We start from the raw sequence: 15,630 nt of genomic DNA, 5'->3' as shown, positions 1-15,630 counted from the left end.
CGATGAACATCCACATCGAGTGAATCTGGATTGATTGTAGCACATGCATTTCCCATGGATGCAGCCCTCAGCATATGGTAGTGTAGAGACCGGATATTGTTCATTCTTCTATCGAAGGAGTTTCATATAGATGAGTACATCGCCGTCTGTAAAGGAAACGTTTTGGTCTCCTGAATTAGAACATCGCTGGAATGCTTTACTGAACAAAATAGACCCGTCTGCAAAAAGTGACGTCACGGACCGCCTCAGGTCGGTCATCGAGCCGTGGCAGAGTGCGGACCCTCCGCTGGTGATTGCTTTTTGCGGTCTGTTCTCGGCGGGCAAGTCGAGTTTGCTGAACGCGCTGACCGACGGAGCCCTCGCCACGGGGGCAGTACCTACCACGGCGACGGTGGAAACGGTGTCTCTGCCAGATTCGGAGCACCCAGTTCTGCTGATGGATACACCGGGCATTGATTCGACCGACAGCGCACACGAAGAAGCGACGCTGGCAAGTCTGTACCGAGCAGATGTCGTCGCGCTGGTGATGGACTACCAACACGTGGAGGCCGATGAACATTTAGAGTGGGCACGCCGCTGCACAGAAGAAGGCCAGCGGCTTCTTTTGATTGTCCATCAAGTCGACAAACATTTCGATTGGGAACTTCCGTTTGCCGAATATCGGGATCGGGTAGAAAATTCCTTTCGAGAATTTGGTGTTTCCTATGAACGCATCTTTTATACTTCAGTCGATCCGTCTGTGCATTCGGAACTTTCTGCCCTCTCTGACTATCTTCACGAGTTGGCTTTAGAGCCGCTCGAGTCGCGTTTTCAGTCGGTGCGGAACAGGGTTCGTCTGTTGATTCGAGAGCTGGTTCGGCAGCGGCATGAAGAGGAAGTCACAGAAGCTACAGAGCAGTTGCAAACGGCGTTCGGGGTTGTCCCGAACGATGTCAACGAAGCACTTGCATGGCTACAGGAGCGGCAAGATCAACAGAGCGAATGGGCCGCAAAACGAGCAGAACGCTTGCGAAATATCGAGGAACTTTTTGCACAGCAGTTTTCGGACGTCAAGAGAGTGGTCGAGTTAGCTCAGATTACGCCTTACGAGACGGCGGAGTTGGGGCGCCGCTATATTGAGAGCTTGTTGCCTGGATTTCATGTGGGGTGGTTTGGCAAAGCCGAAAAAACAGCGCAAGAGAGGCAAACTCGCCTGCATGAATTCGTTTCGCAGTTGATAGAACATGCCGAAAAGAATTTGTTTTGGCCCGTGCGCTCCGCGGTGCGCGTTTTTTTGCAGGAACATGCGGAATGGCTGGAATTTGCAGACGTCGAGTTGGATGGTTTGGAGATGACTATCTCTGAAGAGATGGTCGCGGCGGAGGTGAAGTCTGGCGCCCTGGTGTCGGCAGAGTACGGATATCAATTCGTGCGTGACGTAGTTTCGGCCATTCGCCGTCAGATGACTGCGCGCGTTCAAGCCGTCTTCGATGACTTTCGGCGTCGGGCTATGGATGTGGAGTCGGCGAAGGCGGTACCGGATGAAGACGAGTCGGTGACGATTCAAGCTGAGTTCAAAGCACTTGAAGAATGGATGGACGTGCATAGGCGGATTGAGACGGAAGTGGAGGACTGGATGAATCTCTGGACTCCAGAAGAGGAGGTGGTCTCTCCGTGACGGGTCAACAGACGAAAGGTGGGTCATCGTATCGAGATCGACTAGAGGCCGCGCTGGCTCTCGTCGAGCCTCTCAGCGGCGCGACCTCACAAGTGACCATGTTGCGCCAACTACAGGCGAGAATTGAGCAACAGCAAGCGCTGGTCGCAGTCTTTGGTGCGTTTTCGGCAGGAAAGTCGTCTCTCCTCAATGCGCTCATGGGAGAACCCTTGTTGGCGGTCTCGCCGAATCCCACAACGGCTGCGGTCACGCGGATTGAAGTGACGAGCGGGGACAAATTGCGCATTCGAGCTAAAGATGAATCGGAGCTTTGGTCAGATGTGGACGGTGCGCTGCGGCGCTTGGGTCACTCTGCAGGGTCGCTGTCGGCGGCGGTGGCCTACGCCAATCAGCTGTCTGGGGCAAAACTGAGTAGTTCCGCGCGCCCGGCGTATGCTTTTTTGCGCTCCGTTGCTGCTGGCTATGAAGACATGGCCCCGCGTCTAGGAAGTGACTGGCGCACATCGCAGGAAGAGATGAAAAAGTATACGGCCGATGAGCGCTATGCCTGCTATTTGGCGGATGTGACTGTATCCGTGCCCGGCGGGCAGATACCGGAAGGATTTGTGTTTGTCGACACGCCAGGCGTCGACTCCATTCATCGTCGGCACACAGAGGTCGCGTTCTCTTACATGCGCGAGGCTGACGCCATTCTGTTTGTCCTCTACTACACGCACGCCTTCTCGCGGGCGGATAAAAATTTCTTGCAACAGTTGGCGGGCGTTCAAGATGTCATGGGCACGGACAAGCTCTTTGTTGTCATCAATGCGGTCGATCTCGCTCGTTCCGAAACGGAACGCCAAGCGGTCCGGGAGCGGGTGGAAGAGGAACTGTTGCAGCTTGGCATTCGCCGTCCGCGTATCTATGAAGTGTCCAGTCAAATTGCCCTGGCTGCTCGGCAACTGGCATCCCATGACGCAGGGTTGTCAGGCGCCAATGCACAGGGCGACGCGTCTGCGTCCAGTGCGGCGTTTGAGCAGTTGGTACGCCAGCGCCTTCATCTGTCCGCAGAACAACCGCTTCCGCCTGTAGACCAACTTCTCGAACAGTCGGGGATTCCGGCATTGGCAGCTGACTTGCAGGAGTTCGCCATTCATTCGCGAGAACAGATGCAAGAGGATGCAGTGGAACGCACTCTGTCCTTCGTCGGTCAGTCGCTCCAAGCGGAGTTGTTGCGGAAGAAGACACTCGCCTCTGCGGCTCTTGCCGATGCTGCGGCGTTGGCCGCCGCGATTGAAGACGGCATCGCTTTCTTAAAGTCTGATGCGTCGTCCGACTCATCGGACTTGGAGCAAGAATTTCGCGTGCTGTCGGAAGAGTGGACCGAGTTACAATTTCATATCGGAGAACGCATTCGGCTGCGGTTTGCTGGATTGTTTCGAGAAGCCTTTTATCCAGGGCGGTTTCGTGGCAATGTAGCGCCGAAATTGGCATTGAAGGAAGCGGCTCTGGAACTTGTGCAAATGTTGGAAGGCCAAGTGGATATGGAAATGCGGACGTTCGCTCTGCGGGTGGCCGGAGCGTTGCCGTTGGCGCTACAGCAGAAAATGAATCGTACGCGCGCGGCTTTGGAGAAAGAATTGCAGCCCCTTCTTGGAGACAAAGAGTTGGTGTTCCCGTCTGAGTTGGTAGACTGGTCCCATCTTCGCGCTGCACTCGATACGGCAGATGTTGAGAAGGAATTTCGCCATTTTAGTAATGCCAAGTCTTTCTTTGAAGGCAGTGGTCAGTCGGATATGTTGGCGGCGTCGGAACCAGGGATGATGCAGTCGGTTCGCAGCGAGATCGAACGGATGTCGCAAAGCGTCTTTGCTGCCGCCAAAGCCGCAGCTGTCTCCTGTTGGTCGGACGTGCAGGAGAGTTGGCTTCGGGAACTGCAGGATTTGACGGAGACTGATGCGTCCGGCGGCACGGAACTGAGCAGATGGGAAGAAGCAATTCACAGCTATTTTGATGACATCCGCCCGCGTGAAACGGGTTTGATGTCCGCACAGAGGGGGCATTCCGATGGGGCGGAAGTTCAGAGATGAGGAATTTTGGCGAGATAGTCCGCGGCGAGGCGGGCGAAGCGGTTCCATGGCGGCACTGTTGACACTCTCGCTGATTGTGGTGTTTGGAGTGGGAGTGGTGACGGGGGTCTCGGTCTCCCGTCCCACGCAGTTGGTGGGACCGGAATATGTCACCCCGGTGCCAGGCAGCCCAAGTACGGCAGGTGCTTCGAATGCCGGGAATGGCCTAACGAACAGTTCTGGCCTGCCCATGGTGGGGTCTTCGGCGAATCAAATCACGGCCGTCTATAATTCGGTGAAACGCAGCATCTGCACCATCACGGCCATATCGGACGGATCGAGTAAGACTGGAGCAGAGGAGGACATTGGCACCGGTTTTCTCATCAATGACAACGGTGATATTGCGACGAATGACCATGTGGTCAATGGTCAACCTACCGTCACCGTGACCTTTGGCCACCACAATTATCAAGGAACGGTCATCGGCAAAGACAAAATTGACGATTTGGCGATTGTTCACATCACTCCACCTGCGGGACGTGCACCACTGGTTCTCGGGACGTCTGCGAAACTTGTGCCCGGCCAATTTGTCATTGCCATCGGCAATCCGTTTCAGTTGACAGAAAGTGTAACATTCGGGATTGTGAGTGGGTTGAATCGTTCGATGCCTATGCCCACTGGTCACGTGATGGATGGCTTGATTCAGACAGATGCGCCTTTGAATCCGGGCAACTCTGGTGGCCCGCTGCTCAATGCGGCAGGTCAGGTAGTCGGGATTGACACGGCCATTGAGAGTCCGATTGAAGGTTCGGTGGGTATTGGTTTTGCCATTCCGATTGACCGCCTCGAGCGGCTCTTACCGACGCTTCTTCGCGGCGGTCAAGTGCAACATGCGTGGCTAGGCATTGCTGGAATTGATATTAATTCCTATCTGCAGAGCCAACTGCAGCTACCCGTCGGATACGGCGTCTATGTGGAAGCAGTATCTCCCCACAGTCCCGCTGAGAGGGCTGGACTCCGGGGAGACAGTGGCGCCAACAGTGCGGCGGAAAATGGCCAAATCTCGAGTCTCAAGGGGAATGGAGACATCATTGTCGGAGTCAATGGTCAAAAGGTCACGACCATTGAGCAGCTGACCAACATCATTAATCACGATGCTCCAGGACAAAAATTGACGCTAAACATTCTCCGGCATGGACAAAAAGTCAATGTGGTCGTCACGCTCGGAAATTGGCCAACCCATACAGGTAATCTCTCTTAGTCAAACGATGCGTGGCGCAGCATGTTCTCATGGTCCTTCTTATGCGTTGGCCTTTGCAATCAATTGGTCTATGGTAGGAATCAAAGAAGGCGAAGCCAGAAATGTCTTTCCGTCAAACACGAGATATGGACGTTTTGGTTCGGCGGTGTTCACAGCCAAGCCGATGGACATCATCCCAGATGAGTCTGCAGAGACGTACACTGTGTCGAAGATAGGCGCCTCCAGACTGGCAGGGCTATGGACCAACTTCGATTCGTCCAGGATGTTGAGAAGTTGCAAAATCGCTTCGCGACCGTTCAAAGTGGTGTACTGCCCTTGAGCTTGGTCCGCTTGGCTGACTGGCTGAAGCATAATGTCTCGTATGTCCGCCAAGTCTATCGAGCGGCTCAAGACATGAACGGTGACGTTTTGACGCTGATAATCAAAAATCCCGGCAGAAACAAATAATGCTATGAGTAGCAGCGGTATCAACCAACTGCGGACGGGCAATCTCCGTTTTCGAAATGAGTACATGGACAGTGAACTCCTCACGCGGCTTGGACGGCACGAGGCCAATTCCAACTCATTCAGTGACTTCCCTATGGTATCGCGTGAGGGCCTGTTCAGCAATGGTCAACCAATGCCAAGTCGTGGGCTACTATCCATGATGAATGCGGCGGTACTTCAAGCTTTGTCGGCGTTGTTTGCCTTCCTGCGACTGGTGAAACATTTTTAACAATGCACGTTTCTCGAGCCGGGAAACGTAAGAGCGCGAAATGTTCAATCGCTCTGCCACTTCATTTTGTGTCCACTCGCGTCCATCAATCAGTGCAAAACGCAGTTCTATCACCTGGCGCTCGCGCTCGTCGAGAATGTCCAAAAGTTTCATGGCAGACAGAATTTCCAATCTGCGACTGACCTCTTCTTCGGTCACGTCGGCGTCCGACCCTAAGACGTCGGCAATGACAATATCGTTTCCCTCTTTGTCGGTTCCGATGGGGCTGTACAGCGAGACATCTTTTCGTGTTTTCTTTTGTGTGCGCAATTGCATGAGAATCTCGTTTTGAATACAGCGCGCAGCATAGGTAGCAAATTTTGTCCCTTTGCTAGGCTGATAAGTGTCCACTGCCTTAATCAGTCCGACCGTACCGATGGAGATTAAATCATCTTGGTCGATGGTGGATGAATCGAATTTTTTGGCAACATGAGCGACCAGTCGCAGATTGTGCTTGACGAGGACATCGTGTGCCTCGCGGTCGCCAGCTTTCCAGCGTTCGAAATACAGGGTTTCTTCTTCTTTGCTCAGTGGTTGTGGAAACGACTGATTGATATATCCACTGGCAAGGGTGAAGTCTTGAAGAAGACTGAGCGCGGCTACGGCGATAGAAAACAAAGAACAAGCACCTCCCACGGCATCTGTCTCTCGCTGTAGGCTATGCGATGTCCATCACAGTGGTGCCACGAATGGATAGAGCCCCTCGGCGATGACTTGATGCCCGCGGTCATTTGGATGCACAGGAGGTACGTGTAGAGAGAGAACATCTTCGACTCGGCCATTCCGATATCCGGCAATGAGTTCTCGCTCGCGACCGGCAAACCACTGTTCCGTCGCGGCAAATGCGCATCCGGTGGATGTCGCAATGGTCGCCGTGGCTTGATTTAAAGTGCCAATTGCGGCGGTCGCCAGGGGACTGTTTGGAAATGGGTTGTATTGGCCGCAAAGAACCACGCGGCACTTAGATACGCTTCGAATGTGTCGGACTAACGTTTCCAAACTCGTGGAATACCCTGAAATCGAGTGTCGTACGGCTGTCGCAAGAGTTTGTTTCAAGGAACCGCCCTTGCTGCGCACTGCGGCCGCTGGTAATCCGTTTTGCACAGCGGAAAGAGACTGCAGAGCGGCGTCAATCAGGTTGTCTCCTCCGACCCAAATGGTGACAGTGCCTGCGGCAGACAAGACGGTCGACGAGTTCTCCAGGACAGCCGACTGAAGGGCTTGGCAAGTGAAACCGGGTTCTGCTAAGACCTCGCCACAAACGCTCTTTTGGCATGTGGCCGATAAGCGTTTTACCAATCGATGAGTGTAGGTGAATTGAGGTGCGCTGGCAGCTTCTCCAGCCGTAATAGAATCTCCAAGGGCAACGTAGAGCATGGTATCATGGTCCCCTCCTTGAATGTCTCACGCTTGTTTGCTCCAGTCAGTCTTGTACGACTTCGCGGTCTATGCAAAATGGGAAAGTTTATAGACCTCGCGCCAAGAGGTCATGGGGTGCTCCTTCATTCCATGCTTCTACGGGTCGCCGTGACCCGGTGACTGTACGGTGTCTGGCCCATTCTTGAGTCGTGCGTTGACATGAACCGCGAATTCACACGTAGGAGTCTGCTTACTTCACAAGCGGGACTCTTTGCAGTAAACTGGGGTGAAAATGATTTTTTTGTGGAATGGATTGAACTGACGGCTCCAGGGAGGTATCTTCGGTGACGGTCTCTTTACGCCGGCGCCCCGGTCGGCCTAAGCAGCAAGCGGGAGAAACACCAACAGCGAACAGCATCTTAACGCATGCAGCGAACCTCTTTATGGACCTTGGTTATGAAGGCGTCAGTGTGGAGATGGTGGCACGCGAGTGCAATTTGACGAAGGCCAGCATTTACTATCACTTTGCAAACAAATCGAGTCTGTTCACCGCCTCCATCGTGCAGTTGATGGCGTTGATTGAAGAGCGCACGGAGGATTTATTGCGGCGCGAGCAGTCTCTGTACGAACGCCTGTACAACATCACCTTGGCGCGACTGCGGGTAGAACAGACTCGGTTGGAATTTACCACCTTAATGCATGAGGCGAAGCCCATGTTGAGCAAGGCACAGATTCGCCGCATGCAAGAAGCGGAAGAGCGGCTGGCCAAGCGTCTTGCCGATGCGATTGAGCGGGCCAATGCAGATGGAGAAGTATGTGCAGACAACGCATATTTAGCGGCCCACACGTTTTTGCATCTTCTCTCTCTGGGAAATTTGAAAGACGGGGAAGGCCATAATTACTTTTCTGCCGTGGAAGATGCGGCGAGGTACGTAGTGGACTGCACATGGGCAGTTCTGACCGCAAAAAAACCTGCACCGCGGTCGACGGAAGGTCGAGGCGAGCAGGGGACGCTACTGTCGTAACTGTATAGAGACGTTACAGACCGTTGTGACCGGTGGAGGATGACCAATCTATCTGTCGCTACTGCGGTAACTGTATGGAAACGTTGCAGACCGTTGTGGCTGCTGTCAAGGTTTGTCCACAGAGCGGGGGTCGTGCGCTCTCGTCCACTGAAGCGAGGTTTGCGGCGCCCAATCCGGGCGCCCATAGTAATACCCCTGTTGCCATGCATATCCCATGGTGCGGAGCGTCTCGGCTTCACTCTCGGTCTCTACGCCTTCCGCCAGCGGAATGGCCCCTACCGCCTGAGCTGCTTTGAGAATGCTCATGGCGGTTTCCTGTTTTTCAGAGGAGTGGCCAATCTGACTGACCCATTTTCGGTCAAGTTTGATGACGTCCGGCTCGAGTTGGGATATGAGTTCCAAAGTATTAAAACCTTCTCCTACATCGTCGAGGGCATAGCGAAATCCTTGTGACCGATAGTACTGGAGAATGGACTTAAGGTGAGGCAAATCTTCTACAAAGTCTGTCTCCACGACTTCGAATATGACTTGCGTGTGTAGAACTTTGGCCTTGTCGGCCGCCTGAATGGTCGTCTGCAAACAGTGTTCCGGTACATAAATGGACGTCGGTATAAAGTTCACAAAGATAAACTGCTCGACTGGGAGCGATGCGCCCGCGCGGATGGCAGCAATGCGGCAAGCGCGGTCGAGCCGGAACATTTCCTCCTGCGCGCGAGCGGCTTCATAGAGGGTCAGAGGCGAGATGGTTCCTCCGTTCAAATCAACGCCTCGCGCCAGCATCTCGTAGCCGAGAATGGAGTTGTCCGAGCGGTCGACAATGGGCTGCATCATCATCCGAATTCGCTCTTCGTCAATCACATCGCGCACCCACCAAGCTGGTCTTTGTTGCTGAAGAACGGCCCAATGGGCAGTGCCTTCTGAAACTGGCCCAGCGGTGTCCCAACGCGCAGCTTCCACTATCCATGAGTCGGCCGCATTGACCTCGCGCCAAAAGTCGAAGTTCTTGTAAAAGAGTTTTTCTTCATACCACACGGATTTTTCATTCATTGGGTGGTAAGCGTAAGGGTCTGCCTGCTGGCGCAAAGAATACTTTCCGCACGTTTCTTCCGATGGAAAATGGACAATGAAGCCTCGTTGGCCCGTTGTGCACAGGCGACATTCGGACATCGTTTCGTTCTCCTTCCGCCGACCTTCGGGAAATCGAAGGCTCTTTTGTTCCGTTACTATACATACCCTGTACAATCGTTGTACAATAGAAGGGTGGTAACCTCTTGGAGAGTGAGGAACGCGTATGATTGATACCGTCGTTTGGCTGCGGCGGGATTTGCGCTTACTCGACAACCCAGCTCTGGAGTGTGCATGCTCTCTTGCTAGAGAGAACATTGTTCCGATTGTCGTGTTGCATCCAAAGCAAATCGGCGACACCACGCGGTCGTTGGCGCAACGTCGAGCCTTTGTGGCCAGCGTTTTGGCTTTCTCGCAGTCTCTGGAGCGGCTTGGTATCTCGCTGCATGTGCTTTATGGCGATCCCGCTAATGTCGTTCCAGCGGTCTGCGCGGCTATCCGCGCGCGACATCTGGTCTTTGCTCGCGACGTCACTCCGTATGCGAAAACGAGGGATGCCGCGGTCACGGCGTTGGTTGCTCGTTTTGGTGTGGAGGTTCATCAGCCCGAAGAAAGAACCATTACGCGCCTCTCTGACTTGATGCCACAACGGGACGGGTCTGGACAACCTAGCAGTTATGTGCGCTTTTCTCCATTCTATCATCGGTTTGCAAGTGCACCGAAGCGACCTATAGCAGAGGCTGTATGCCGTCTCGGGTCAGAGCGTTTCGAGGCACTGCCGGACGAAATGCTGAAGCATGTAGACCGCGCATTTCGGACAATCCCGAAAGAACTGCTGGACTTTGCGCCAGGAGAGGTAGAGACATACAGCGAAAAAGCGGCATTGACCGCATTTGCGTCGTTTGTGAAAAATGGGCTGTCTGCATATGCGCAAGACCGTCATCTCCTTAGTGGAGGGTCTTCGCGTCTATCCTACGCGTTTCGGTCGGGGACCTTGTCTGCTCGTTGGGTGTATGCTGTGCTCGAAACACTGTCCCGCACGCAAAGTATTTCTGCAGAGGCGTACTCCAGGCAGTTAGCTTGGCGCGACTTTTATTATCATCTCATGGATGCTCATCCGGAAAGCGCGGCGCAACCCTTGCACAGACCGCGGCGCCCGCTCGTATATCCTGCGGACGAACACCAAAGGCGCGCGTTTTTCCATGGTGAAACCGGATTTCCCATCATTGATGCAGCCATGCGTCAGTTGAATAGCACGGGCTTCATGTCGAATCGTCTGCGCATGTTGGTCGCGTCCTTCTCCACAAAGCAACTGGGCATAGACTGGCGGGATGGGGAACGCTATTTTGCGAGACACCTCCTCGACTACGACCATCCCTTGAATGTTGGAGGGTGGCAATGGGCTGCGTCCGTCGGAACGGATGCACAACCGTATTTTCGAATGTTCGATCCGGTTCGCCAAAGCCGACTGTACGACCCGCATGGCGATTTTATTCGCAGCTACGTGCCAGAACTGTCGCGTGTACCAGACAAATTTATTCATGCGCCATGGTTGCTGTCCAAACCGTGTCGGGAAGAGGTTGCTCCGGATTATCCAGCGCCTATAGTTGATGTCAAGGTTGCACGAGATAGCGCGCTCGAGAGACTTCGTCAGAGCTATGGATTGAGACCGGGTGGTGCCTTGTCCGAATGGACCAAGTAGAGCCCGCAGATGGGTGATAATTTATGTCGCGAGTGTCGGGGAGGAGAGATGCCGTGCGAAGCGAGACAGGCTACTACAGCATTCGTCAAGTGGCCGACCAAACAGGATTGACCACACAACTCATTCGCAAGTGGGAGCAGCGATATCAGATTATTGAGCCGCGGCGTTTGCAAAATGGCTACCGAGTCTATACGGCAGAGGACGTTCAATTGTTGAGTAAAGTACAGGAACTTGTTCAGAATGGTTATTCTGTAAAAAATGCAGCATTGGCAGTGAGGTCAGCCAATCTCCCGACGGACGATCTCGGAGCTTTGCAAGATTTTGATGCCAATGTTCAGCAGCCCTCTCTCCAAAGAATTGTCCATCGCTTGATTGAACTTGGCGAAGGCTCTAGGGAAGGGGAGATGGCTGCGCTTTTTCAGAGATGTTCGCAGCAGTATGGAATCACGGAGACAATGCACCGGATTCTCACACCATTTTTACGGGAAATAGGACGCTTGTGGGAAAGCGGTCAATGGAGTGAATACCAGGAGCATATTGCCTCCATCACGGTTCGCGATTTCCTTGTGCAAGTGCGTGGTGAGCTTCGCGAACAGCCAGCTTGGCCACTTTTACTCGCTTCGTGTCTTCCTTATGAACGTCACGAGATACCCTTGCACATGCTCTTGATTGAATCGTCGCTTGCTGGTTGGCGGACGCTCTTCCTCGGTGCCTCGCCAGCACCCGGGGCGATTGAGGAAGCGGTACTGAGATTGCGGCCAGTTCGCGTGGCGCTGTCTGCCTCGACATGGACGCCGTTTGAACAGGACGACCAAGTATTGTCGGTACTCGACGAGTTTGCAAGCATGCATCCGAGCGTCGATTTTTATGTGGGTGGGGATGGGGCGTTAAGTTTTGCGCAGCACCACCGACTCTATCACATTCATGTCGCCACGTCTGCAGAAGAGGTGTATCGTGTCTCGCGAACGCATTCCGAGAGGTGAACGCAGTGGCGTCTTCTTTCGTAGAACAGGGTGGGGTATGTCTCGCCTTTGTGGATAGGTAGCTGGCCCGAGAGCAGATAAGGGTATAATGCGAAGAGAGACTCGATACAGACACAAGTACCATCGTTGCTAGCGAACAAGTTCCGAATACCGCTGGAACAAGGCGGGCATAGGGAGAGATGATATCATGTTAAAAAACACCAATCGCGATGCGCATTTTGAGACGCTGGCGACGTTGACGGAAGAAACAGTTGAAACACAATCGGTTCAATACGTGGACAAGCCAAAAATTGAAGCAGCAGTGCGTATGATTTTAGAGGCCGTCGGAGAAAATCCAGACCGGGAAGGTCTTCTCGACACGCCTGCACGCGTCTCGAGGATGTATGAGGAGATATTTGCTGGACTTCATAAAAATCCTGCGAATGAACTTTCTGCTCGGTTTCATGTACAGCATGACGAAATTGTATTTGTTCGAGATATTCCATTTTATTCAATGTGCGAACATCATTTGTTGCCGTTTTTTGGGCGTGCGCATGTTGCCTATTTGCCGAGTCACGGTACGGTCACAGGACTCTCGAAACTTGCTCGTTTAGTCGACACAGTTGCAAAGAGACCCCAAGTTCAGGAGCGGATGACGAACGAAATCGCGGATACACTGCATCGTGGGTTGGACCCACGGGGAGTGATGGTCGTCGTCGACGCGGAGCATCTCTGTATGAATATGAGAGGAATTCAAAAACCGGGAAGCAAAACATTGACGATTGCTACACGCGGCGAGTTTGCAGAAGACATCAAGCGTCGTGAAGAGGTGTTACAGATGGTGCGATACGGCGGCTGAGTGTCAGCCGCCACACCGCTTATGCCTTAAGAGGAGTACTCCAGAAACCGGGGATTGTCAACAACAGTAGTTGCGACGTCGGCTCTTGGCTTGGCGCTCGTCCGGGTCTGGAAAATCGTCTTCGTCGTCCTCGTCGGGAGACAACATCGTACGGCCTCGCTCGGGCGATATGTCGCCAGTTTTTGTCTTGCTGTCGGGTGAACCGGGAACATCTTCAATGTTTTCAAAGGTGCCAAAAACGATTGCTTTTCCATCTTCGACGACATGTCGACCTTTTGCGAAGACGTGCTGTATTCGGTATTGCCCATCGGTCAGCAAGAGGTCGGCGTCATAGCCTGCTCTGATTTTTCCTTTCGTGCTGAGTTTCAATACCCGGGCTACGTGCTCGGTAACAAAGCGGACAGCGGTCTCGGGTGGAATTTCTTCTTGAACTATCGTGTCGACGACTTCCTCCCACAGAGTGCGAATCGAGCCAATGCCCATCGCGGTCATCTTACCGCGATCGTCAAAAATTGGAGAACTTCCATTGCTGTCTGAACTCATGGTAATGCGGGAAGCAGGAACACCTTGGTCCAAGAGCTGGCGAATGGCTTTGGAGGGCTTCACGGACACGTGGTCGTGTTCATCGGGGCGGATGCCTGACGTCACATCTACAAGTCCACCTCGTTTGCCATAGCGCACAGCGTCTTTCAGCAAGTCTGGGTTGCGGTTCAGATGAGTAGGCACAAACGTGGACAGAGGCAGTTCCGTCTTCTCAATCAATTCAAACAAAATCTGCAGCCTCTCGTCGTCATCTCCCACGTGCAGATGCAGTACGCCAGCTTTACCTGCGAGCAGGCCTCCGACTCGTGCTTCGCTTGCCAGTTCGGCCAAGTCGCGCTCACTCGGATGGCTGGAGCGCGAGTCGGCAATGGCAATTTCGCCAATCCCAATGACTTTGTCAATGAGCACGATGTCACTGCGCGGCATGCCAGTGATGGTACGTGTAGGTACCTGGTAAGCGCCCGAGTATATGTAGGTGCTAATCCCTTCGTAGTCCAATGCCTGTGCTTTAGCCAAAAGCTCACGGGTGGAGCGGGTCACCCCGTCTGTCCCGAGTACCCCGACTGCCGTCGTCACACCCGCAGTCGTGACGTGACTGAGAGAAATTTCTGGTGTGCGATAGTGGAAGCCGCCTTCGCCGCCGCCTCCGGCCATGTGTACGTGCTGATCGATAAGGCCTGGAAACAGGAGGAGACCAGAAGCGTCGACCGTTCGCAAATTCGGAAGACTTCCGTGAATGCTCAAGTCGTCTCCAATCGCTAAAATTTCGCTCCCGCCGATGAGAATGTCTTTTTGTCCAAGCGGTTTTGGACTATAAATTGTGGCGTGTTGAATCAATGTGAGTAGCGACAATCGGGCATCTCTCCTCGTCCAGTCTAGTGACTAGTCTGGACGTCATTCTTCGAGAGTAAACGGTTGGCTACTGAACTTGGCGTAAAGAGTTCCCAATTGCTTGAGTCGTCGACTTCAAAAGCCAGGGACTTCCCTGCGCCCACACCGCCGTCCGACCAATGTCCTAGTTGGATAGGGTGAATATGGCCGGTTTTCAAGTTGATATATTCCTGGTGTCCTCGGAACGCGGTGGGCTCACTTTTGCGAACGTGTCGTACCTCATCGTACAAGGCACTCTGGCTCACGGCCAGCCAACTGAACGCATCCCCGCCATTCGGCAACCAGGCAAGTGGCGTGAGTGTGTTGCGACGAGTATTCCACTGAACGACTTCGTTCAGGGTTTGGTTGTCTTTGTGGAATGCGATGACGAACAAGGCCCCATGGTAAATTCGGTAAAAGCTTTTCAACTGTACGTCTCGCGCGCCGCGCTCCCCCGCTTGGCTATTCGTGTTGACACGACCTGGTTGAACAAATGGTTGCAATGCTCTTTGCATACTTTCCTGCCTGGGATGGAACCAACTGAGAGACTGCTTTCTCCATGATTCAGTCGGAGGCGTAGTCCTGGGCAGTTCTCCGAGCAACTCGGTTTCTCCGAACGGACTGTCCGGCGCGTATTTCTTGGACGAAGTGGTCTGCAGCGATTGGGTGGCCGTGTTGGCCGAAGCAGTTTGGTTCGCTTGTGCGGCTGACCTGACGTCGGATGGCTGGGCGGTTTGACTCATTGGGTCCATTGAAGGATGACCCGCCATGGATGCGGCGTTCGTGGTCCCGTTTTGAGGATTGTCTATCGCCAGCGTTTCTGCCGTGTTGATGTTGCGGTAAGCTGTATAGAAAATGGGGGTACGCTCGTACGCTTCTCCGACCAATCCGCTGATTGATTCCGTAGTCGGCGGGATGACCGCCCACAGTACACCGTGCTTCAGTGGAAGGTATAGGTAAGTTCCGCTGGTCAAGGTCGGCAGTGTAAAGGGGCCTGCGCCGGGAATTTTGACGACTGTGCCGCTACTCGTCGTTTCGGGTAAACTCCCGTATTGTATGACGGAGGCCGACAACGTACCCGCGTTTTTCGGGGCCTGCGCCAGAAGTTTTATGCTGCCACCTTGAACCGGTGCGAATCCGATGTTTTCCGAATTCTGAGTTGTGCCCGTAAGCGCAGGTTCTGAGTTTGTACTCCCTGACTGCGACGCATCTGAGCGAGATGTCTGGGCCACCTTGCTGGTTTGATTTTGAGCCGTTTCCGATTCGGTCGTGGAGGAATCTCTATGTGCTTTAGAGCGGTTGTCTGTCTCTGCTCCTCTGGTTTTGGTCTCGTTGGACGTTTTCTGCTTGGCTGACTTCACGACTGTTTTGGCTGGAGGCGTAATAGAGCCTCCACTGCTACTCCGGGTATGTGTCCGAATCGGGTCGATAGGATGGGGGCTTACAGCCAATGCTGTCAACTTAAGCGATCCGAATTCAATTTGGGACAAAAAGGAAGATTGATGAGCATTGTCCGTCTGCCTTT

At 53.5% G+C, this 15,630-nt stretch carries 13 protein-coding genes; 7 read left to right on the top strand and 6 right to left on the bottom strand.

Annotated features, from left to right (window positions below; all coding sequences use genetic code 11):
- Nucleotides 1-130: 130 nt before the first annotated feature.
- From M4I36_RS10635 to M4I36_RS10625, 3 genes are read left to right on the top strand one after another with little or no spacing between them, the layout of a single operon-like run.
- Complete coding sequence (locus tag M4I36_RS10635) at nucleotides 131-1,657, top strand: dynamin family protein (RefSeq protein ID WP_258111719.1); 1,527 nt, start codon at nucleotides 131-133, stop codon at nucleotides 1,655-1,657.
- The gene (locus M4I36_RS10630) at nucleotides 1,654-3,726 is read left to right on the top strand and encodes a dynamin family protein (RefSeq protein WP_258111718.1); all 2,073 of its coding nucleotides are present in this window, start codon (nucleotides 1,654-1,656) and stop codon (nucleotides 3,724-3,726) included. The genes M4I36_RS10635 and M4I36_RS10630 overlap by 4 nt, the downstream gene beginning before the upstream one ends.
- The gene (locus M4I36_RS10625) at nucleotides 3,704-4,966 is read left to right on the top strand and encodes a S1C family serine protease (protein ID WP_258111717.1); all 1,263 of its coding nucleotides are present in this window, start codon (nucleotides 3,704-3,706) and stop codon (nucleotides 4,964-4,966) included. Before M4I36_RS10630 ends, M4I36_RS10625 begins: the two co-directional genes overlap by 23 nt.
- Before the next feature lie 39 nt (nucleotides 4,967-5,005).
- On the opposite strand, the gene M4I36_RS10620 is transcribed toward M4I36_RS10625, so the two are convergent.
- The 3 genes from M4I36_RS10620 to M4I36_RS10610 all read right to left on the bottom strand — a co-directional run bounded on the left by M4I36_RS10620 (nucleotide 5,006) and on the right by M4I36_RS10610 (nucleotide 7,097).
- Nucleotides 5,006-5,479 carry a hypothetical protein gene (locus M4I36_RS10620; protein WP_258111716.1) on the bottom strand — a complete coding sequence of 158 codons (474 nt, stop codon included), beginning with the start codon at nucleotides 5,477-5,479 and terminating at the stop codon, nucleotides 5,006-5,008.
- 124 nt (nucleotides 5,480-5,603) lie between these two features.
- Nucleotides 5,604-6,338, bottom strand: a complete 735-nt coding sequence (gene sigK, locus M4I36_RS10615; protein ID WP_258111715.1) for an RNA polymerase sporulation sigma factor SigK — start codon at nucleotides 6,336-6,338, stop codon at nucleotides 5,604-5,606.
- A 54-nt stretch (nucleotides 6,339-6,392) separates the two neighbouring features.
- The gene (locus M4I36_RS10610) at nucleotides 6,393-7,097 is read right to left on the bottom strand and encodes an SGNH/GDSL hydrolase family protein (protein WP_258111714.1); all 705 of its coding nucleotides are present in this window, start codon (nucleotides 7,095-7,097) and stop codon (nucleotides 6,393-6,395) included.
- Between the two features lie 326 nt (nucleotides 7,098-7,423).
- Between M4I36_RS10610 and M4I36_RS10605 the strand changes: the two genes are divergently transcribed.
- Nucleotides 7,424-8,104, top strand: coding sequence for a TetR/AcrR family transcriptional regulator (locus tag M4I36_RS10605; protein WP_258111713.1), 681 nt, complete (start codon nucleotides 7,424-7,426; stop codon nucleotides 8,102-8,104).
- Between the two features lie 105 nt (nucleotides 8,105-8,209).
- On the opposite strand, the gene M4I36_RS10600 is transcribed toward M4I36_RS10605, so the two are convergent.
- The gene (locus tag M4I36_RS10600) at nucleotides 8,210-9,271 is read right to left on the bottom strand and encodes an EAL domain-containing protein (protein ID WP_258111712.1); all 1,062 of its coding nucleotides are present in this window, start codon (nucleotides 9,269-9,271) and stop codon (nucleotides 8,210-8,212) included.
- A 124-nt stretch (nucleotides 9,272-9,395) separates the two neighbouring features.
- On the opposite strand from M4I36_RS10600, the gene M4I36_RS10595 reads away from it, so the two are divergent.
- From M4I36_RS10595 to folE, 3 genes are all read left to right on the top strand, one after another.
- Nucleotides 9,396-10,871 (top strand): cryptochrome/photolyase family protein, encoded by a 1,476-nt coding sequence (locus M4I36_RS10595; RefSeq protein ID WP_258111711.1) that lies wholly within the window; start codon nucleotides 9,396-9,398, stop codon nucleotides 10,869-10,871.
- Between the two features lie 53 nt (nucleotides 10,872-10,924).
- The gene (locus M4I36_RS10590) at nucleotides 10,925-11,854 is read left to right on the top strand and encodes a MerR family transcriptional regulator (protein ID WP_258111710.1); all 930 of its coding nucleotides are present in this window, start codon (nucleotides 10,925-10,927) and stop codon (nucleotides 11,852-11,854) included.
- Between the two features lie 187 nt (nucleotides 11,855-12,041).
- Nucleotides 12,042-12,692: a GTP cyclohydrolase I FolE gene (folE, locus tag M4I36_RS10585; protein WP_258111709.1), complete on the top strand. Its 651-nt coding sequence runs from the start codon at nucleotides 12,042-12,044 to the stop codon at nucleotides 12,690-12,692.
- A 57-nt stretch (nucleotides 12,693-12,749) separates the two neighbouring features.
- Here the strand turns inward: folE and iadA are convergent, their stop codons facing one another.
- Both iadA and M4I36_RS10575 read right to left on the bottom strand, forming a co-directional pair.
- A complete protein-coding gene (iadA, locus tag M4I36_RS10580) occupies nucleotides 12,750-14,087 on the bottom strand; it encodes a beta-aspartyl-peptidase (RefSeq protein ID WP_258111708.1) in 1,338 nt (445 codons plus the stop codon).
- A 23-nt stretch (nucleotides 14,088-14,110) separates the two neighbouring features.
- The coding region (locus tag M4I36_RS10575) for a hypothetical protein (RefSeq protein WP_258111707.1) at nucleotides 14,111-15,630 on the bottom strand (1,520 nt) is incomplete at its 5' end.

This window comes from Alicyclobacillus sp. SP_1 (assembly GCF_024706985.1).
In the GTDB taxonomy this organism is placed as follows: domain Bacteria; phylum Bacillota; class Bacilli; order Alicyclobacillales; family Alicyclobacillaceae; genus Alicyclobacillus_I.
Note: the sequence above shows the minus strand (reverse complement) of the source record. Positions and strands in the feature narration are given on the sequence as shown.